Origin of the sequence: Hymenobacter sp. GOD-10R (assembly GCF_035609205.1) — a bacterium.
Taxonomy (GTDB): Bacteria; Bacteroidota; Bacteroidia; order Cytophagales; family Hymenobacteraceae; genus Hymenobacter.
In genome coordinates this window covers 3687993-3707663 of sequence record NZ_CP141184.1, presented here as the reverse complement: position 1 = coordinate 3707663, position 19671 = coordinate 3687993, and the positions used below count along the sequence as shown (strand labels likewise).

Sequence of the window (19671 nt, the reverse complement as noted above, 5' to 3'; positions counted from 1 at the left end):
CCTTTTTGAGAAGGGAGTAAAGGAGCCCATTATTCAGCTCAGCTTCTGGTTCCTGGCACTATTGCTTGCCGCTCCCTTGGATTTCCTAGCTCCCGTTATCCTCCTCACCAACAGGAGGGAGGCTAGCCTACAGCCTTCGCTGGCCAGTGCTGGCTCCCTGTTTATCCCTCACATATGCATAAGTTCATTCAAGGTATCCTAGGTTTCTCGCTACGCAACCGCTACTTCGTGTTTTTCTGCACGGCGCTGGCTATTGCGGCGGGCGTGTACAGCTACAAGCACACGGCCATCGATGCATTCCCGGACGTTACCAACACCCAGGTCACGATTATCACGCAGTGGCCGGGCCGCTCGGCCGAAGAGATTGAGAAGTTCATCACCCTGCCCATCGAGGTAGCCCTCAACCCGGCTCAGAAAAAGAACAACATCCGCTCGACCACACTCTTTGGCCTGTCGGTGGTGAAAGTGATTTTTGATGATGATGTAGACGACGCCTACGCCCGCGTGCAGGTGAATAACCTGCTGCCCGGCGCCGCGCTGCCCGAAGGCGTTGAGCCCGAGGTGCAGCCGCCCTACGGCCCCACCGGCGAAATCTTCCGCTACACGCTCACCAGCAAAACCCGCGACGTACGCGAGCTGAAAACCTTGCAGGACTGGGTAATCGAGCGGCGCCTGAAAGCCGTGGCCGGTGTGGCCGACGTGAACAGCTTCGGCGGCGAGGTCAAGAGCTTCGAGCTGAGCATCAACCCGCGGCGCCTGCAAGCCTACGATATCACGCCCCTCGACGTGTACGAGGCCGTGTCGCGCTCCAACATCAACGTGGGCGGCGATGTGATTGAGAAAAACGGCGAGGCCTACGTGGTGCGCGGCATCAGCTTGCTTACTAAGCTCGACGATATCAGCAACATCATCATCAAGAACATCAACGGCACGCCGCTGCTGGTGCGCAACGTGGCCGATGTGCACGAGTCGGCGCTGCCCCGCCTAGGTCAGGTGGGCCTCGACCACAATAAGGACGTGGTGGAAGGCATTGTAGTGATGCGCAAGGGTGAAAATCCGTCGGAAGTTATTGCTCGGATCAAAACTAAAATCACTGAGCTGAACGAGAAAGTTCTGCCCGGCGACGTCAAGATCAAGCTGTTCTACGACCGCGAAGTGCTCATCAACTTCGCCACCGATACCGTGTTGCACAACCTCCTAGAGGGTATTCTGCTGGTAACGGTGGTCGTATTCCTATTCATGGCCGACTGGCGTACCACTGTCACCGTGTCGGTAGTGATTCCGCTGGCGCTGCTCTTTGCCTTTATCTGTCTGCGGCTAAAAGGCATGTCGGCTAACCTGTTGAGTATGGGCGCCATCGACTTCGGGATTATCGTGGACGGGGCCGTCGTGATGGTGGAAGGGCTCTTTGTCGCCCTCGACCATAAGGCCCATAAGGTGGGCATGGAGAAGTTCAACAAGCTCGCCAAGCTAGGTCTGATCCGCAAGACTGGCACCGAGATGGGCAAAACCATCTTCACGGCTAAGCTCATCATCATCACGGCGTTGCTGCCTATTTTCTCCTTCGAGAAGGTAGAAGGCAAGATGTTCTCGCCCCTGGCCTGGACCCTAGGTTTCGCCCTGCTCGGCGCGCTCATTTTCACGCTCACGCTGGTGCCGGTGCTGGCGAGCATCATGCTGAAGAAGAACGTGCGCGAGAAGCACAACTACTTCGTGGACTTCGTCACACGGGGTTCGTTGTTCATTTTCCGCCGGGTGTACCGCAACAAGGCCATTAGCCTACTGGTGGCGGGCGTGTGGCTGGTGGTGGGCATCGGGGCCTTCCGGCTGCTAGGTTCTGAATTCCTGCCCCAACTCGACGAAGGCTCGCTCTACGTGCGCGCCTCACTGCCCATGAGTATTTCGCTGGATAAATCGGTGGCGATGAGCAATAAAATGCGCGAAAAGTTGCTGACCTTCAAGCAAGTAAAGCAGGTGATGAGCCAAACCGGGCGCCCTAACGACGGCACCGACCCGACAGGCTTCTACAACGTGGAGTTTCACGTAGACACCAAGCACACGCCGGAAATGAAAAACCCGGTTTATCGCGCCGCCCTCATCGATAGTATGCAGCGGGCGCTGAGCGTGTTCCCGAGTGTGGTGTTCAACTTCTCGCAGCCTATTCAGGATAACGTAGAAGAGGCGGTATCGGGGGTGAAAGGCTCTATTGCCGTGAAGATCTTCGGCGACGACCTCAACTTCTTGGAGCAGAAAGCGGATGCCGTGTACAAAGAGCTCAGCTCCGTGCAAGGCATTGCCGACCTAGGTATTGTGCATGCCGTGGGTCAGCCCGAGTTGCGCATCGACCTGAGCGAGCGGCGCATGGCCCGCTACGGCGTGAGCCCCGCCGACGCCAATGCGGTGGTCGAAATGGCAATCGGGGGTAAAGAAGCCTCACAGTTCTACGATGGCGAGCGGCGCTTCAGCATCCGGGTGCGCTACCTACCCGAGTTCCGTAAAACTGAGGAGGAAATCGGCCGCCTGATGGTGCCAACGATGAACGAAACCAAGATTCCGCTACGCGAAATTGCCACTATTAGCACGCTCACCGGCCCTTCGCTCATCTTCCGTGATAACACGGAGCGCTTCATTGCCGTGAAATTCTCGGTGCGCGGCCGCGATATGGGCAGCACCATTGAGGAAGCCCAAAGCAAAGTGAATGGCGCCGTGCCGCTGCCCCGAGGCTACTTGTACTCCTGGGCCGGCGACTTCGAAAACCAACAGCGCGCCACCCAGCGCCTCGCCCAAGTAGTGCCCATCTCGCTGCTGCTGATATTCTTTATTCTGTTTGTGCTGTTCGGCAATATGAAGGATGCCGGATTGGTGCTGCTCAATGTGCCCTTCGCCATCACTGGCGGCATTGCGGCCCTGCTCATCACCGGCACCAACTTCAGCATCTCGGCGGGCATCGGTTTCATCGCCCTGTTTGGTATTTGTATCCAAGATGGCGTGATTCTCATCACCGTCTTCAAACAGAACCTGCTCAAAAAGCTGCCACTCGACCAGTCCATTTACGAGGGCGTTACCAGCCGTATCCGCCCCGTGCTCATGACCGCCATGATGGCCGCCATCGGCTTGTTTCCGGCCGCCATCAGCACCGGCATCGGCTCCCAAACACAAAAGCCTTTAGCCATCGTGGTCATCGGCGGCCTAGTAACCTCCACCATCCTGACGCTGTTCATCTTCCCCCTGATCTTCGAAGCCACCCACCGCGGGCACGACAAAAAGCTAGCTGCTCGGAAGGCATAACTAGCCAAGAAGCCCAAACAAAAGAGGCCACCCAAGCGGGTGGCCTCTTTTACTATTTGGTACTGTCAAACCGACTACAAAATCCGAAAAATCTGTGGTTCAGATTACTTCGCTGCCGTAGCCGACTTCTTCAGCTTGTCGCCAAATACAGCGCGGACTTTATCGACTTTCGGCTTCACTACAAACTGGCAGTAAGGCTGAGTGCCATTCAGATTGTAGTAGTCTTGGTGGTAGTTCTCGGCCTTGTAGAAGGTAGGAGCTGCCGTGATTTCCGTTACAACGGGGTTTGGGAAAGCGTGGGCGTCGTTGAGTTTCTTCTTATACTCCTCGGTGAGGCGCTTCTGCTCGTCGTTGTGGTAGTACACTACCGAGCGGTACTGGGTACCCACGTCGTTGCCCTGGCGGTTGAGCGTGGTCGGGTCGTGAGTTTTCCAAAACACTTCCAGCAACTCTTCAAAGCTAATTTTGCTTGGGTCGTAGGTGATGTTAATCACTTCGGCGTGGCCCGTGAGGCCCGAGCATACTTCCTTGTACGTAGGGTTGGCAATGCGCCCACCAGCGTAGCCCGATTCTACTTTCTCGACGCCTTCTAAATCCTGAAAAACGGCTTCTGTGCACCAGAAGCAGCCGGCACCGAATGTTGCTAATTCCATGTTCTTAGTTGAAGTTACAGGTTGAGTTACGGCCTTGCCCTGCGCAAAACTGACCGACGAAAGGCCTAGCGTCAGCAGCACGGCCGTTAAAAGCTTTACCATACGAATACAAGGATATTTCAGGCGAAAAAGTTTAAAAAGCTCAACTATGCACGGGCGGCTGATTCGGCACCGGCTCGCTGCCTACTTTCGGAACCGCTCGGCCAGCACCAAGTCCTTTGTGCTGTGCCCCCAGGAGTAGAAACCTTCGCCCGATTTCACGCCCAAACGACCCGCCGCTACCATATTTACGAGTAAAGGACAGGGAGCGTATTTAGGGTTGCCAAAACCTTCGTGCAAAACTTTCAAAATAGCGAGGCACACGTCCAGCCCAATGAAGTCGGCGAGCTGCAAGGGCCCCATGGGGTGGGCCATACCTAGCTTCATCACCGTGTCGATTTCGGCTACGCCAGCCACACCTTCAAACAAGGTATAAATCGCCTCGTTGATCATGGGCATCAGAATGCGGTTGGCCACGAAGCCCGGGTAGTCGTTCACTTCAACCGGCGTTTTGTTGAGCTGACGGGCTAGGTCCATTACCTGGGTTGTCACGGCGTCAGAGGTGGCGTAGCCGCGAATGACTTCGACGAGCTGCATCACCGGCACCGGGTTCATGAAGTGCATGCCAATCACCTGCGTGGGCCGCTGGGTGACGGCCGCAATCTGGGTGATAGAAATGGAGGAGGTGTTGGAAGCTAGGATGGCTTCCTTGGGCGCATGCTGATCAAGGTCGCGGAAGATCTTCAGCTTCAGGTCAATGTTCTCGGTGGCTGCTTCTACCACCAGCTGGGCTTCGCGTACACCCTCGGCTAGGCTGGTGTAGGTGGTCAGGCGACTTAGGGTAGCATCCTTGTCTTCGGCCGTTAGGCTCCCCTTGGTTACTTGGCGGTCGAGGTTTTTGCCGATGGTACCCAGCGCTTTATCTAAGGCTGGTTGGTTGATGTCGATAAGAGCAACGGAAAAGCCGTGTTGTGCGAAAACGTGGGCAATACCATTGCCCATGGTGCCAGAGCCGATAACGGCGACAGTAAGCATGTGACGTGAAATTTGGGTGGAACTATAGCCGCACCAGTGTGCGGTAGGGGGATTGGTGGTAAAGCTAAGCCGAAAACTCGTCTGGGTATATGTACGAAATTAGGAGGTCGGAATCCGCTGAAAGAAAAAAAACGTACGCGCAGAAAACAGCCAAATTAAGCAGAAAATGGCGTTTTTCGGTGAAAAGCGTATTTTTTAGATATAATAATTTAATCCAAATATATCCTTTTGAAATACCGTAGCGTACAAACCATCAAATCGTCGCACTAAGGGCTTCTCCAAGGAGCAACTTGGTATGAGGCGAAAGGTTTCTCTCCCCCTTTCCATCATCAAACAATTCCAAACACCATGGGTAATTTGCTGTACATCATCGCCGTCATTCTCATCATCATCTGGGCGCTGGGTTTCTTTGGCGTATTAGGCGCTGGCATTGCCAGCGGTAACCTGATCCACATTTTGCTGGTGCTGGCTATCATTGCTATTGTGCTACGCCTGATTCGCGGCGGCACGGTATAAACTAGCCCGCCTGCTTGTGGCTGATGCATCGGTTTGATGCTACTGTCTGAAAAACAAAAAAGGAGCGGCCCCAATCGGGGCCGCTCCTTTTTTGTGTCTACGTCGAAGGCTACTTACCTAGGTTGTATAGGAAGCTAAAGCGAATAACTGGCTGGCCGTAGATGTCCTGGTAGCCGTCATTGAAGTTATACAGGATTACGATGTCGCCAGCAAACTTATCACTGAACTGCTGGCGGTAGCCAACACCAGCCAACGGCGTTTTTACCGTCATCTTGCCCGGATAGAGATATCCTTGGTTGTCCTCAAACAGTACCTCGGCGTGCGTCACTTCGTATTCGGCGTGAATAAAGAACTGGTTGAACACCATATACTGACCAAAGAGCTTCACGCCTAGGCTGTTGGTGTGAATACCTTTGCCGCCGCCTTGGTAAGCATAGCTGTTATAGGCGTACGAAATGCCCGGTCCGAAAGCAAACTTCTCCGTAACCCGGTAGCCTATGGCCGGAGCAATACTGGCGCTGAATTGATTTAGGCCGTAGAGGCTGCTGTAGCCTAAGCCAAAGTTGCTGTACACAAAATACTTGTATATCGGCTTCGGCTGCTCGGCAGAAGACGTGCCTTTCGGGAAGCTTAACCCCGAAGGATTATCCTTGCTAGGGCGTGGCTGCTGGGAAGGCAGCGGCTCATCGATGGGCGGTGGAACCGGTACAGGCACCGCTGGCCGCGGTGCTGTCTTCTCGTACGTAGGCGGGGCGGTTCTGCCGGGCGGCGCGGTATTGAGTTGGGGTTTGGAACCGGGAGGTGCCGTATTCAGCTGGGGCTTAGTGGAGGTAGTGTCAGTCTGAGCTAGCGCTGCCCCCGGAGCCACTAGCAAGCTAGCTCCTGCAAGAGCCAGCACGGAAAGAAAACGTTTCATAGACAGCTACAACGTGCTTACGACACGAGTTGGTACATGCGCTGGCGTTGCGCTTTTATTTGCTCATCGGCCAGATACTCTTCATACGTCATCCGACGATCCAAAATTCCATCGGGCGTCAACTCGATGATACGATTGGCTACAGTATCAATAAACTGCAAGTCGTGTGAAGCGAAGATGAGCGTGCCGCTGAAGTCGCGCAACGAGTTGTTCAGCGCCTGGATGCTTTCTAGATCCAAGTGGTTCGTTGGGTCGTCGAGCACAAGCACGTTGCCAGCTTCCATCATCATCTTGGAAAGCATGCAGCGCACTTTCTCGCCCCCGCTCAGCACGTTCGACTTTTTCTGCGACTCTTCACCCGAAAACAGCATCCGGCCTAGGAAGCCGCGGATAAAGCTCTCATCCTTCTCCGTTGAGTACTGGCGCAACCAGTCTACCAGGTTCAGATCGGTGTCAAAGAACTCGGTGTTTTCCTTCGGGAAATAGCTAGGGGTAATAGTGGTGCCCCATTTGAAAGTGCCTTTCTCCGCCTTGATCTGCTCAAACAAGATGTCGAAGAGGAGGGAAGCGGCTCGGTCGTCGCGGCCCACGATGGCTACTTTGTCGCCTTTATCGAGCGAGAATGATACGTTGCGGAAAATAGGCTGTCCATCAACCGAAGCCGACAGGTTATCTACCGTCAGCAACTGATTGCCCGCCTCGCGCTCTGCTTTGAAGGCGATATAAGGATACTTGCGCGACGATGGCTTGATTTCCTCCAGCGTGAGCTTTTGCAGCAATTTCTGACGGGAAGTTGCCTGTTTCGACTTAGAGGCGTTAGCCGAGAAACGACGCACAAACTCCTCCAATTCCTTCCGCTTGTCTTCCGTCTTTTTGTTTACCTCCTGACGCTGACGCAAAGCCAGTTGCGACGACTCGTACCAAAACGAGTAGTTGCCGGGGTACATCGTGATTTTCGAGAAATCGAGGTCGGCCATGTAATTACATACCGCGTCGAGGAAGTGGCGGTCGTGGCTCACCACGATAACCGTGTTCTGGAACGAGTCGAGGAAGTTTTCGAGCCATAGCACGGTCTCGGCATCCAGACCGTTGGTTGGTTCGTCGAGCAGTAGCACGTCGGGGTTACCGAACAGCGCCTGGGCCAGCAGCACGCGCACCTTATCCGACGTACCTAGGTCGGACATCATGGTGTAGTGCTTGTCTTCGCCAATACCTAGGCCGCTGAGTAGTTCAGCCGCTTCGTAGTCGGCATTCCAGCCTTCTAAGTCGGCAAACTCGCCTTCCAACTCCGCGGCCCGCTCGCCATCAGCATCCGAAAAATCGGCTTTGGCATAGATGGCGTCCTTCTCCTCCATCACCTTCCACAGGCGCGTGTGGCCCATTATGACGGTTTGGAGCACAGGATAATTGTCGTACTCAAACTGGTTCTGTTTCAAGACCGAAAGGCGGGCGCCTTTTGGCATATCCACGGAACCCGTGTTAGCTTCAATCTCACCCGACAGAATTTTCAGGAAAGTTGATTTACCTGCTCCGTTAGCCCCAATGAGGCCGTACACGTTGCCTGGTAGAAATTTGATTGTAACGTCTTCAAACAATACGCGCTTACCGTAGCGCAGACTTACATTGGAGGTACTGATCATAGCAGAAAAATGCGGAGAAACGAGATGTCAACTGGTTGTGTAAACTAACCCTAGCTGTCGTGGCGCGCAAAAATACGCAAAATGCCACGTGCAGCCGCTAAACAGCGTATATCAAAAGTAAACTATCCGAAAAACTTGGTCGCTCATTCTCAAGTGTTTGGTTTACTTAAAAGTGCCGTGGATAGCGGTTAAACCAAAAAAAATAGCGAGCTGCACAACATCAGCTTCCAGAAAAGAGTATAGAAAAAACAAAGTGGAAATGCCCGCTACTCTGGGTGTTATCTAACACAGAATAGCCGTGCGGCAGTTCCGCCCGCTTCTTTGATCTATCTCCTCTATCTCCAAAACATTTTTCCTGACCTCCTATGGGTGACGCTCGCCTTACCCCCGAACAAAATGGCTTCCGCTACGGGCTGCTTACCGCCGCTGCCATGATTGTGTACACGCTGATAGCGGTTTTCGCTGGGTTCTTCGACCGGCTCGAAGCTGGTGGCCTCAACCTCGTCATTATCTCCATCGGCATCTCGATGGCCATTGCCAACTTCAAGCGCGCCAAAGACAATCGTATTGCCTACCTGCAAGGCATGGGTACCGGTTCGATTACGGCAATGGTCGCTAGCATTGTGCTAGGGTTCTTCTTTATTGTCATGAGTGCCATCAAGCCCAACTTACTTGACTTAAGCCACGCACGTGACTTGTTCGGCTATGATTTGTCGGCCCTCATGGCCTTCTTGGCTATCATCCTAATGGGTACGCTTGGCGGTGTCATTATTTCACTAGTAGCCATGCAATATTTCAAGAGCCCCGATCATAAGCCGATCGAAGGAATCGAGTAAGCTACTTATTGCTGCTAAAATGGAAGCCAGTTCTGTACAAGAACTGGCTTTTTTGCGTCTATATGCACTTTATGGAATATACTTATAAATTGTATGAATATAATTTGTAAAAAAGCTCGACCGGCATTTGCTTATTAAACATATATAATATATGTTTGTATTATATAAAGCACGCAGAAGAGCTAGACAGCAAGTTTTGCCTGGTTTTTGAGAAGTGTAGCCGACAGCTCCCGAAAATTCCCCTCATTACACACCTTCATGAAAGCGTTGTTTTTCACTTTCGCTCTGCTTGTTGCCCTTGTAAACTCGGCGGCTGCCCAAATGAACGATTGGCGCGCAGAACGTGCTGTGTCGAGTGCCCCGCCAGCTGAGATGATTGATAACCTAACCCGGCAGATGGCTAACAAGCTTCACCTCAACGAAGGCCAGTACGTGCAGCTCCGGGCCGTGAACGAGATTAAACTAACCGCAATTGAAGAAATCGAGTGGCAATACACCGATGTCATCAAGCGCAATGCGAAGCTCAATGAGCTAGAAGGCCAGTACGAAGCCGAGTGCAGCCGCATCCTGACACCGACCCAATTAAGCCTCTACCACAGCGAATTCTTGCACGACGCCAAACCAAGCAACGTTTCCTCCAAGGAAAATGGCGTAGGCTAAGCACCCCGTACGTACTCTCTCCCAACCAAAAGGCGCTGTCGAATTATCGGCAGCGCCTTTTGCTTTATACGCCACGGTGGCCAGCACCCGGAGCCTAGGTTATTTCCGGGGACGCTCGTAGTGAATCTCCGTAACGGTACCCGTCGCGCCGAAGTGAATCAGCAGCTTGTTGGCTGCTGAACGCGCGTGCCCCCGCTCGCACTGCGGTCCTGACTCAATGTAGTAGAAGTACGTCTTCTCCGTTTGTTCGTCGAGTTCGGCCCCATCGGGGTGACCTAGGAAAGCATCAATAGCGTTGGTACGGGCGCCAAATAGTTCTGCGCGGTGTTTTTCAAGAATGGGAAGCAACCCAGCCCGCTTATTTTGACACCCAAAAGAGTCGCTTTGCCAAGCAGCCGCATCGAAGTCGGGAAAGTCGGGCAGGGAGTGGCCGCACGCCCCCAGAAACAGCGTTGGAGCGGAAAAAAGGCTGAATAGCAGGCAACTGTAGAAACGACGAGCAAGCATAAGTAGGAGTCAGCCGCTGCTGACGTTGAGAAAAAGGCACACAATTTTCTAGAGCCTAAGTACGACGAAAGTACTAGATTTGTAATGTTCCGCCCCTGCGGCACACGGTTTTCGACTCATTTACCGCATTGTTGACTTATTGTAGCCAATGACCAAAGCCCCGACTACGATTGCCAGCTTCTTGCTTTTCTGCAGCACTTTCTTGCTGCCCGTGAGTGCCGCCCCTAGCGCGGCTACGCTGCACCCAGCGCCAAAAGCAACGGGTACGCCCATCATCACCGACGCCGCCCGCCGTGCCATGTACCTCGCTGCTTTTGAGCAGAATGTAGCTCTTACCTACGTGCAGGCAAATCTGACGACGACGGGTCTGCCGCTGACGGTATTTCGCGAAGCCCTGCTCGGTTACTATAGCTTGCAACGCCGCGGTTCCGTATCGACGGATAAGCACGTGCTAACGGTTATCGACTTCAGCCGCTCCAGTCGGATGAAGCGCCTGTGGGTGATTGACTTACAGCGGCAACAATTGCTATTCAACACCCTAGTAGCGCACGGCAAGAACACGGGGGAAGAGTTTGCTGAGAAGTTTTCCAACGTAGAAGGCTCCGAAATGAGCAGCCTAGGTTTTTATCGCACGGGCCGCACGTACCAAGGCAAGCACGGCCTGTCGCTGAAGCTGCACGGCCTTGACCCCAACTATAACACCAATGCACATGACCGCTCAATTGTGGTGCATGGCGCTGAGTATGTGAGCGAAGCTTTTGTGCAGCAACACGGCCGTCTAGGCCGCAGCCAAGGCTGCCCAGCCCTGCCCACCGAGCTGAGTTCCGAGATAATTAAGGTTATCAAAGGCGGTAGTGCTATCTACATCCATGGACCCGCAGCTGCCAGCTACAACTCTAATTGGCTGCAGCTGGATGGGGCGCTGCTCGGCTTTGCGCGCAGCAAGGGCATGCCTGTTAGCTAGGCGGCTTGCTTATACAGCAACACACAAGAAAGCCCGGCCTATTAGCCGGGCTTTCTTGTATACTATACTATTAGGACCAAACAGCTTAAACAACGACTACGCTCGGTCGCTGGTCGTTTTTACCAGGTTGATGCCGGCGAAGAAAAAGATCAGACCGACGAAGAAGGGAACAAGTGAGTTCATTTTGCTAAGACCTAGCCCAGCAATTTGCATAAAGCCGAGCGCGCCGTAGATAATACCGATAATACCGAGGAGGGTAAGTAACGAGCCGAAGGTGCGTTTCTGATTCATGATGAAGAAGTTGAGTTGAAGAGGAGAAAGGGGAGAGGAAGGTTAGAATATTAACTAAGCCTAATACGTAAACTTTCACATTTAGGCTGTCTTAAATCCTATGCAACCCTGCTTGCAGCCGCGCGTTACAAGCCCGACAGCCATGTACAAGCTGTTTTGTCTCTCCCTGTTCCCTTTTTAATGTCTCTTTTACCATGAGAGGAAATCTTCGCTATTTGATTGCGTTGGTGATGGCCGCCTTCTCTTTCGCCACCTATTACTGCAACCGCTCCACCAATGAAGTGACCGGTGAAGTGCAGCACGTCTCCATGTCGGCTGACCAAGAAATTGCCCTTGGCTTGCAGGCTGCACCCGAAATGGCTCAGCAATATGGGGGTATCCACCCCGATAAAGCTGCTGGCGCGGCTGTAGAGCGCATTGGTCAGCAGATTATACACAGCACCAAAGCGGGCCAGACACCCTACAAATTCCAGTTCCACTTGCTGGCCGACGAAAACACAATCAATGCTTTCGCGCTACCGGGCGGGCAGGTATTTATCACGGCGGGGCTACTCAAAAAGCTAAGTTCAGAAGGCGAAGTTGCTGGTGTCTTGGCGCACGAAATTGGACACGTGGTTGGTCGGCACTCCGCCGAGCAAGTTGCCAAGTCGCAACTCACGCAAGGGCTGACGGGCGCGGCCGCTATTGCTAGCTACGACCCCGACCGGCCCGGTACCATCGCCAATGCTGCTGTGGCAGCAATGGTGGCCAAATTGCTCAACCTGCGCTATGGCCGACAAGACGAGCTGGAGGCAGATAAGCTAGCTGTTGATTTCACGGTGCCGGCTGGCTACGACCCGCGGTCTATGATCAAAGTAATGGAAGTGTTGCAACAGGAAGGCGGCAGCGGTCGGACCCCTGAGTTCTTAAGCACACACCCAAACCCCGGCAACCGCATCCAGGAATTGCAGAAGGAAATTGCCGCCGATTATCCCAGCGGCGTCCCAACGGGTTTGAAGCAGTAAACCCCACTATTTAAGACAAAAAGAATGCACGTGGCCGGGAGAAACTTTCGGCCACGTTGCGTTTAATCTGACGAGCTAGCTTAGCTAGCCAACGCCTACCATTTTCACCAACACCTATATGCCTCCATCGACCATTCTACGCCAGCTGCTTTTCGTGCTAAACCCCGTTTCGGGTGACATCGACAAAGGCGACCTAGAGGAAGAGCTAACTGCCTTCTGCACAGAGCGGGGTCGTACGGCTGCTTTCTTCTACACCACCGGCGAAGACGACCTCGATAAGCTGCGCGCCCACCTAGCCGATCACTCGTACGATGCAGTATTTGCGGCGGGCGGCGACGGCACTGTAAAGCTCGTAGCTGAAGCCTTACTCGGTAGTGACCTGTTGCTGGGAATACTGCCCCTCGGCTCAGGCAATGGACTCTCCAAGGACCTAGGTATTCCGCAGGATTTGGAGGCGGCGCGTCAGCTGATCTGGGATTACCAGGTGCGCGAGATTGACACGATGGAAGTAGGTGGGCATTTCTCTGCGCACCTCGCCGACCTAGGTTTTAATGCGCTGGTAGTGGAGCGTTTTTGCAGCGGGGATACCCGTGGACCAGGTGCGTACATCCGTATTGCCATGCAGGAGTACATGAACTACGAGCCGTGCACGTATCGCATTGAGACGGACCGCGAGACGTACGAAGGCCCGGCGTTTATGCTGACCATTGCCAATGCCAATACGTTCGGCAGCAACGTGGTTATCAACCCCGATAGTGACCTAGATGATGGGGAGTTCGAGGTGTGCCTCATTGAGCCGTTTCCCGTAACGGCCGGTATTGGCATTCTTTATCAACTGTACACGAATGCTTTTGACGCCTCCACGTACACGCGCCGTATGCGTTGCCGACGGGCTAGCATTTCGGTGCCGGGGCAGCAGCAGGTGCTAGCGCAGGTCGATGGCGAGCCGATTGAGCTGACTCTACCGATTGAGGTGGTTATACACCCGCGGAGCCTGCGGGTGCTGACGCCCGTGCCACAACCGGAGGAGCAGGAGTAATAGCCGAAGCCCCAACAAGTTGCTGCCGAAACACTTCGGGGCTAGGGTTGACAGCATCGGTAGGCTCCAGGGTGCGCAGCCACACTTCGCCGTTTTGGTAAAAGTCGAGCCCGAAGAAACCCTTGTGTTCGTGAATAAAGGTGGCGCGGCCGCCCTTCTGCACAAAGGCCGTTTTGCTACCCGAGCCGCTCACCAGATAGTGGCCATTTTTGTAGTGGAAGTACTGCAAGTTGTGGTCGTGGCCGGCGGCGTAGATGATGTTCGGAAACTGCTGCAACACTTTCAGCAAGCGTCGGCGCATTTTGCGGTAGCGGGGGTGGGCCATGTCTTCTTCAGCGCCTACTACTTTGCGGTAAAGCGGCAGCAACGACCCGATAATCGGTAGGGGTACATAGGCCTTCTTGTAGACTGTGGTAAGCGGAAAAACGTGCTGCTTGGCCGTGAACTTACCCCCGTGCAGGGCATTAGAGTATAACGGGTGATGCCCAGCTACCACAATCTGCTGGTGGCGGTTCTGCTCCAGAATCTTCTGCAACTGCTGAAAGGGCGTCTTCGAATCGGAGGCCGTGCAGCCATGCAGGGCACCTAGGGGACGCGGCCCATGCTGCACCCACCACTGCGTATTGATCACCACCAACAACAGGTTTTCAGCGAGTTGCAACGTGGAGGGACCAGGGCAGCCGTTAGCGGGCAAGTAGTAAGCAGTGGGTAAGTGCTGTTTTACGTACGCTTCTTGCCGCAGCAGGTACTGGTAACCGTTGTGGCGACCTTTGTTCCAATCATGGTTGCCACTGAGGTAAACAATACGGCCGACATAGTTGCGCAACGTATCGAGCTGGATGTTCAGACGGTGTTCGGCGGCGGCTCGGCCGGGAGCATCCTCAGCGGGCAACCCCGTCGGGTATACATTGTCGCCGAGCAGCACGACGGTACTGGCTGCGTCGGCTTCCCGAAGCCAGCCTTGCAAGAGATTGAGCACGGGGTCGGAGCCATCCGTAGCCACGGCACCTATGTCGCCGACCAGCGCAATGCGGTGGCGCAAGGCTAAATCGGGGCTAGGTTGGTGATCTGCCCAGTCGTGCAGGCTAGGCGCCACGTAGGGCTGGCGCCGGTAGCGACGTTCTTGCGTGTAGTTGTACGCGAGCCAGAGCACCAGCAGCCCGAGGATAAGTAGCAGCGAGTAAAGAAGATAGCTAGGCAACGCAGTAGGCTTTTACCTCTTATACGGCGCTGCTCCAAACACTGCTATCAACTTGGATAATTCTTCGCGGTTAGCCCTTGCCTAGGGGTTAAAAATTGGGGGGTGTTAGGTTCTTGAAGTGGCCGTTGAGGCGCACACGTTCCTTCAAGCGTTCTGTCTCGACGACCACCGGCAAAATATTTTCTAAGTGCTCCAGCACAATCTCTTGCCGCTCGCTTTCGCTCGTAGCTTCCAGTAGCTGATATTCTTGCTCTTGCGTGAAACCTAAGTGGTGGGCAATTTCATAGACCCGGTAGTTGGGCGCTAGGTCTAGGAAGAGACGTCTGAGGCCCAGGGCTTCGTAGAGCTGGCGCACGTATTCCGTGATGCGCGGCTTAAGCAGCGGGTCTTCCGTGGTATCATCGGTAATGTCTTCGATGCGGGCTGCCGCATAAAGCTTGCCGGGTGCTTGCCGGTAAAAGTCGCGGATTCGAAACACGCTGACACCCTGGGTTCGAACATCCATTTCGCCGTTGGGGTAAGTCTTCTCCACGTCCAATAGGCGCACCTCTGTACCTAGCTCACTTACGCTCTCGTTGATATAAGGCGGAATGCCGAAGGTGATACCGCTTTCAATGCAGTCGCGCACGAGTTGGCGGTAGCGGGGCTCAAAGATGTGGAGGTTAAGCTTTTCGCCAGGAAAAACGACGAGGTTAAGCGGAAATAGGGCGAGGGTGCGGGGCATGGCGAGTGAGAAGAAGACGCAGGAAAAGTACCGCAAAAAGCTGTACAGTTCTCAAGCGGCGGAAGCAAATCTGCTACTTTTGCCCGTGAGCCCATGGCGGCTCGCTTTCTACGGTTCGTTTTCTCAGCAGTGTCGACAGATTTTAAACGATATTGGCAGCTCGCTCAGCGTATCCTGCTGCAAGTAGTGGTAGCATTGTTCCTAACTTCCATTGCCTGGGTGCTGATCTACCGGTGGGTGTCGCCGCCGGCCACGTTCCTGATGTTGGAGCGGCGGGCTCACGCGCCCGTCGGCAAAGGCTACTATGGTATTCAGGAGGACGACCGGCGTATTCGCTACCGTTTTCGGCACCTAGATGAAGTAGCACCCCAAGTGCCACTAGCCCTGATTGCAGCCGAAGATCAGCGCTTTCTCATTCACCACGGCTTCGATGGCAACGCCCTATGGGAAGCTGCCAAATACAATATGAGTGGGGGTAAGAAGTTGCGCGGCGGCAGCACCATCTCGCAGCAGGTAGCCAAAAACGTGTTTCTGTGGCAGGGGCGCAGCTACATCCGCAAGGCCGCGGAAGCGTACTTCACGGTGCTCATCGAACTGCTCTGGAACAAGCGCCGCATCATGGAAATGTACCTGAGCGTGGCCGAGATGGGTGACTGTACCTTCGGGGTAGAAGCAGCGGCGCAACGCTACTTTCATAAGCCGGCCAATCGCCTCACGCCAGGAGAAGCGGCGTTGCTGGCTGGCGTATTGCCGAACCCCCTGCGCTTCCGAGCTAGCAATCCGGGGCCGGTGGCGCGAGCCAAACAGCAGCGCGTGCTCCGCAACATGCGGCGACTAGGTGGTACAGCCTACGTGCGAGAGCTGATAACAGAATAACCTTCCTAATCCTAATCTTTGAAGTTGCATGAAGCTAGGTGTACTCATTATCAGTCTGGTGATGCTCGCCACTACCGCCACCGTGGCACAGCGCCCAGCGGCGAGCCGGCAGGCTATCAGCCAAGTGCTGGCTACGCAAACGGCCGCCTGGAACCGCGGCGACGTAGCTGGGTTCATGCAAGGCTATTGGCACTCCGACTCGCTGGTATTCATTGGCAAGCGGGGACTCACCTACGGCTGGCAACCCACTCTCGATAACTACCGTCGCAACTACCCCGATGCTGCGGCCATGGGGCAGCTTACGTTCTCCAACCTGCATATCACGCCGCTTGGCGCCGAGGTAGCGCAGGTAGTTGGCCGTTGGCACCTCACGCGCCCTGCCGCTGGCGACTTAGAAGGCCATTTCCTGCTGGTATTTCGCCGTGTAGAAGGCCATTGGGTGATTGTAGCCGATCATTCAAGCTAGGTTTAGTCGCCAGTGAAGACGGGGTATTCTCGAACCGCACATCTAGGATATAACAGAAAGAGCTTCTGCCTTGGCAGAAGCTCTTTCGTTTTTAACCGCGAAACGATACCAAACCTAGGGTTTTTTCGGTGCGGTTGCCTGATATGAGGCGGGTTCCGCCGTCTTGGGCTCCGTTTTCTTTTTTGCTGCTTTTTCGTAGTCACCGGCTTCCACGAACACCAGCTTGTTGTAGTCGAGGTATTTCTTCACAGCGTTGTTTACCTGCTCGGGCGTCAGGGCCTGCATCTTCTTTTCAAAATCAGCATCCCAAGCAAAGGTGCGGTTCAGGTCGAGGTAGGTGTTCAAACGACCTGACAGCACGTTGTCTTGGGCGCGCGACACGGCTCGGTTTTGCAGGTAGCCACTCTTGGCCGCTTTCACCTCGTCGGCCGAGAAGCCTTCCTTTGCCATGCGGGCAAACTCTTCCTGAATCGCCTTGTTCAGCCGGTCCTTGTTTTCGGGGTTGTAAATGGCGTAGATGGTGTACGAAGCTAGCTTGTCGCGCGGGTCGGCCCCTACCGTTGAGCCAATACCGTAGCTAATGCCCTCCTTCTGCCGCACCCGTGTAGCGAGCCGCGAGTTCAGGAAGCCGCCGCCAAACAAGTAGTTGCCTAGCACAAGCGCTGGATAATCGGGGTCGTCGTCGCGCATGGGTAGGTTGAGCCCGGCCACGTACACGGCGTTGGCTTTGTCGGTGGTTTGTAGCGCTTGGCTACCCGGCTTCACGTCCTGGTACGTGCGGGCGATACGCGTATAAGGCTTGCTGGCTTTCCACTTAGCTAGGTCATTCTTGACGAGCGTGCGCACGGTTGCCTCGTCGCTGGCGCCTACCACGGCTAGGGCCGCATTGTCAGCCCCGTAGAAGTCTTTGTAGAATTGCTTTACCTCGTTCAGCGTTAGTGCTTTAAGCGCCTCAATTTCTTCGTCAAAGGTCATGACGTAGAGCGGGTGGCCTTTGGGATAGGGGTTGAGCAGCCGCTGACTGGTGCTGAAGGCAATGGCTTGAGGTTCTTGTTTTTGCGCTTCTAAGCCTGCTAGGCGTTCCTCTCTCAGCTTATTGAATTCTGCTTCAGGGAACGAGGGATTCTTCAGGTAATCAGTTACCACCTTCATCACTGCCGGCAGATTCTCTTTGGCCGTCTCCACCGTCACCGACGCCGTTTGGGTGCCGCCGTACACGTAAGCGCGCGACTTCAATTTGTCTAGCTCATCCCGGATCTGCTGGTAGCTGCGGGTTTTGGTGCCACGCTCCAGCATGGAGGCGGTCATGCTGGCTACCACGGGCTTGTTGGTCAGGCTTTTCTCGTCGCCGTAGCGCAAGGTTAGCTGCACGTTGACGCTGTTGCCGCGGGTACTCTTGGCGAGGGTAGCGTACTTGATGTCTTTCTCCTGACCGCGCTTGGTCCGCGCTTCAATGTTGGCCGGCGACACATCGAAGGCTTCGCCCGCCGCTACAATTTTCTCTCCCTTGTAGTTCTTCACCAGGGCCGCTACATCCGGCGTAGCAGGAATCTCCGCCCGATCAGGCTTCTGATCTGGGATAAAGACGCCGACCGTGCGGTTGGAGGGCTTTAGGTAAGCACCAGCAACGCGTTGCACATCGGCGGGCTTCACCTTACGAATGTTGTCGCGGTAGAGAAACACCAAGCGCCAGTCGCCCGCTGCAATCCATTCGCTCAGATCTAGGCCCACACGCTCTGTGTTCTTGAACATCATCTCAATCCCGCTCAGAAGCTTGGTTTTGGCGCGTTCTACTTCCTCGGGGGTGGGAGCTTGGCGCGTCACGGCATCGAGGGTACCCAGCATGGCCGTGCGGGCCGAATCCAATGACTGTTCTTTGCGCACTTCGGCGTAGAAAAACGCGAAGCCAGGGTCGTGCAAGGCCGGCGTCCAGCCATAGGTATAAGCTACTTTCTTTTTGTCAACGAGGGCCTTGTACAAACGGCCGGAAGGCTCGTTGGTCAGCACGTCCATGAGCACGTCGAGGGTGGCGTAGTCGGGGTGGGCACCGGCCGGCGTGTGGTAGGCCACAGCGAGGCCTTGTGTGTCGCCTACACGGCGCAGCGCTACGCTTCGTTCACCGTCTTGGGTGGGTTCCGTTGTGTAAGAGGCGGAGAGCTGCCGAGTTGGCTTCGGAATAGCCCCAAAGTATTGGCTGATCAGCTTCAGGGTTTTCGGCTCATCAATCTTGCCCGCTACGACGAGCACGGCATTATCAGGCTGGTAGAAGCGTTTGTAGAAGGCTTGCAGGTTGTCAATCGGCACGCGCTCAATATCTTCCTTCGAGCCGATGGTTGATTTACCGTAGTTGTGCCATAGGTAAGCGGAGGATAATACCCGTTCCATCAGCACTCCTTGAGGCGAGTTTTCGCCCATTTCAAACTCATTGCGAACCACTGAAAACTCTGTGGCTAGGTCCGTCTTGCTAATGAAGCTGTTCACCATGCGGTCGGCTTCCAGGCTGAGGGCCCAGTTGAGGTTTTCGTCGGTTGCCGCGAAGGTTTCAAAGTAGTTAGTGCGGTCGTACCAAGTGGTGCCGTTGGGGCGGGCGCCGTGCTCGGTCAGCTCCTGGGTGATGTTCTTGTGGTTGGTCGACCCCTTAAACACCATGTGTTCGAGCAGGTGAGCCATGCCGGTTTCCCCGTAGCCCTCGTGCCGCGAACCTACCAGATACGTGATGTTTACGGTCATTGTCGGCTTCGACGCATCCGGGAACAACAGCACCCGCAACCCGTTGCTGAGCTGATATTCGGTGATGCCTTCTACGGAAGTTACTTTCGTGGCGCCCGCGGAAAGCTGGCCTTGCGCATGCACGGAGGAGAGGCTCGCGGTGAGCAGTAAAGACGCTAGGCACCACGGTCGAATAGAGGCAATAAAGCTTTGCATAGAAGGATACTAGTTTTAGATGGATTGGTACGCTATAGATAATAACTATTCACTAGAATACAAGCAGTTACGCGAATTGTGGCGCCAAGAA

General features: G+C 54.6%; 18 protein-coding genes. 9 read left to right on the top strand and 9 right to left on the bottom strand.

Going from position 1 to position 19671, the window contains the following annotated elements; translation table 11 throughout:
• The first annotated feature begins 174 nt into the window (after window positions 1-174).
• A complete protein-coding gene (locus SD425_RS14760) occupies window positions 175-3288 on the top strand; it encodes a CusA/CzcA family heavy metal efflux RND transporter (RefSeq protein WP_324670708.1) in 3114 nt (1037 codons plus the stop codon).
• Between the two features lie 104 nt (window positions 3289-3392).
• Here the strand turns inward: SD425_RS14760 and msrA are convergent, their stop codons facing one another.
• Together msrA and SD425_RS14750 are read right to left on the bottom strand one after the other, a co-directional pair.
• Window positions 3393-3941, bottom strand: a complete 549-nt coding sequence (gene msrA / locus SD425_RS14755) for a peptide-methionine (S)-S-oxide reductase MsrA (protein ID WP_086593385.1) — start codon at window positions 3939-3941, stop codon at window positions 3393-3395.
• A gap of 183 nt (window positions 3942-4124) precedes the next feature.
• A complete protein-coding gene (locus tag SD425_RS14750) occupies window positions 4125-5015 on the bottom strand; it encodes a 3-hydroxybutyryl-CoA dehydrogenase (RefSeq protein WP_324670707.1) in 891 nt (296 codons plus the stop codon).
• Window positions 5016-5363: 348 nt separating this feature from the next.
• Between SD425_RS14750 and SD425_RS14745 the strand changes: the two genes are divergently transcribed.
• Window positions 5364-5531 carry a lmo0937 family membrane protein gene (locus SD425_RS14745; protein ID WP_324670706.1) on the top strand — a complete coding sequence of 56 codons (168 nt, stop codon included), beginning with the start codon at window positions 5364-5366 and terminating at the stop codon, window positions 5529-5531.
• Between the two features lie 109 nt (window positions 5532-5640).
• Here SD425_RS14745 and SD425_RS14740 read toward each other — a convergent pair whose 3' ends face one another.
• Window positions 5641-6447 carry a hypothetical protein gene (locus tag SD425_RS14740; RefSeq protein ID WP_324670705.1) on the bottom strand — a complete coding sequence of 269 codons (807 nt, stop codon included), beginning with the start codon at window positions 6445-6447 and terminating at the stop codon, window positions 5641-5643.
• Between the two features lie 17 nt (window positions 6448-6464).
• Window positions 6465-8087, bottom strand: coding sequence for an ABC-F family ATP-binding cassette domain-containing protein (locus SD425_RS14735; protein WP_324670704.1), 1623 nt, complete (start codon window positions 8085-8087; stop codon window positions 6465-6467).
• Between the two features lie 365 nt (window positions 8088-8452).
• Between SD425_RS14735 and SD425_RS14730 the strand changes: the two genes are divergently transcribed.
• Complete coding sequence (locus tag SD425_RS14730; protein WP_324670703.1) at window positions 8453-8923, top strand: DUF4199 domain-containing protein; 471 nt, start codon at window positions 8453-8455, stop codon at window positions 8921-8923.
• Window positions 8924-9181: 258 nt separating this feature from the next.
• Window positions 9182-9583, top strand: coding sequence for a hypothetical protein (locus SD425_RS14725; protein WP_324670702.1), 402 nt, complete (start codon window positions 9182-9184; stop codon window positions 9581-9583).
• A 99-nt stretch (window positions 9584-9682) separates the two neighbouring features.
• On the opposite strand, the gene SD425_RS14720 is transcribed toward SD425_RS14725, so the two are convergent.
• The gene (locus SD425_RS14720) at window positions 9683-10090 is read right to left on the bottom strand and encodes a hypothetical protein (protein WP_324670701.1); all 408 of its coding nucleotides are present in this window, start codon (window positions 10088-10090) and stop codon (window positions 9683-9685) included.
• Window positions 10091-10238: 148 nt separating this feature from the next.
• Here SD425_RS14720 and SD425_RS14715 point away from each other — a divergent pair, with 148 nt between their 5' ends.
• On the top strand, window positions 10239-11054 hold the full coding sequence (locus SD425_RS14715) for a murein L,D-transpeptidase catalytic domain family protein (RefSeq protein WP_324670700.1): 816 nt from the start codon (window positions 10239-10241) through the stop codon (window positions 11052-11054).
• A 96-nt stretch (window positions 11055-11150) separates the two neighbouring features.
• On the opposite strand, the gene SD425_RS14710 is transcribed toward SD425_RS14715, so the two are convergent.
• Complete coding sequence (locus SD425_RS14710) at window positions 11151-11345, bottom strand: hypothetical protein (protein WP_324670699.1); 195 nt, start codon at window positions 11343-11345, stop codon at window positions 11151-11153.
• A gap of 194 nt (window positions 11346-11539) precedes the next feature.
• On the opposite strand from SD425_RS14710, the gene SD425_RS14705 reads away from it, so the two are divergent.
• The gene (locus tag SD425_RS14705; RefSeq protein WP_324670698.1) at window positions 11540-12349 is read left to right on the top strand and encodes a M48 family metallopeptidase; all 810 of its coding nucleotides are present in this window, start codon (window positions 11540-11542) and stop codon (window positions 12347-12349) included.
• Between the two features lie 118 nt (window positions 12350-12467).
• On the top strand, window positions 12468-13388 hold the full coding sequence (locus SD425_RS14700; protein WP_324670697.1) for a diacylglycerol kinase family protein: 921 nt from the start codon (window positions 12468-12470) through the stop codon (window positions 13386-13388).
• On the opposite strand, the gene SD425_RS14695 is transcribed toward SD425_RS14700, so the two are convergent.
• Together SD425_RS14695 and SD425_RS14690 are read right to left on the bottom strand one after the other, a co-directional pair.
• Window positions 13327-14589: a metallophosphoesterase gene (locus tag SD425_RS14695; RefSeq protein ID WP_324670696.1), complete on the bottom strand. Its 1263-nt coding sequence runs from the start codon at window positions 14587-14589 to the stop codon at window positions 13327-13329. The two genes, SD425_RS14700 and SD425_RS14695, sit on opposite strands and share 62 nt — an antisense overlap.
• An 88-nt stretch (window positions 14590-14677) precedes the next feature.
• On the bottom strand, window positions 14678-15313 hold the full coding sequence (locus SD425_RS14690; protein WP_324670695.1) for an LON peptidase substrate-binding domain-containing protein: 636 nt from the start codon (window positions 15311-15313) through the stop codon (window positions 14678-14680).
• Window positions 15314-15406: 93 nt separating this feature from the next.
• Here SD425_RS14690 and mtgA point away from each other — a divergent pair, with 93 nt between their 5' ends.
• Window positions 15407-16189, top strand: coding sequence for a monofunctional biosynthetic peptidoglycan transglycosylase (mtgA, locus tag SD425_RS14685; RefSeq protein ID WP_324670693.1), 783 nt, complete (start codon window positions 15407-15409; stop codon window positions 16187-16189).
• 28 nt (window positions 16190-16217) lie between these two features.
• Window positions 16218-16655 carry a nuclear transport factor 2 family protein gene (locus SD425_RS14680; RefSeq protein ID WP_324670692.1) on the top strand — a complete coding sequence of 146 codons (438 nt, stop codon included), beginning with the start codon at window positions 16218-16220 and terminating at the stop codon, window positions 16653-16655.
• A gap of 114 nt (window positions 16656-16769) precedes the next feature.
• Here the strand turns inward: SD425_RS14680 and SD425_RS14675 are convergent, their stop codons facing one another.
• Window positions 16770-19580: a pitrilysin family protein gene (locus SD425_RS14675; protein WP_324670691.1), complete on the bottom strand. Its 2811-nt coding sequence runs from the start codon at window positions 19578-19580 to the stop codon at window positions 16770-16772.
• Between the last annotated feature and the right edge of the window lie 91 nt (window positions 19581-19671).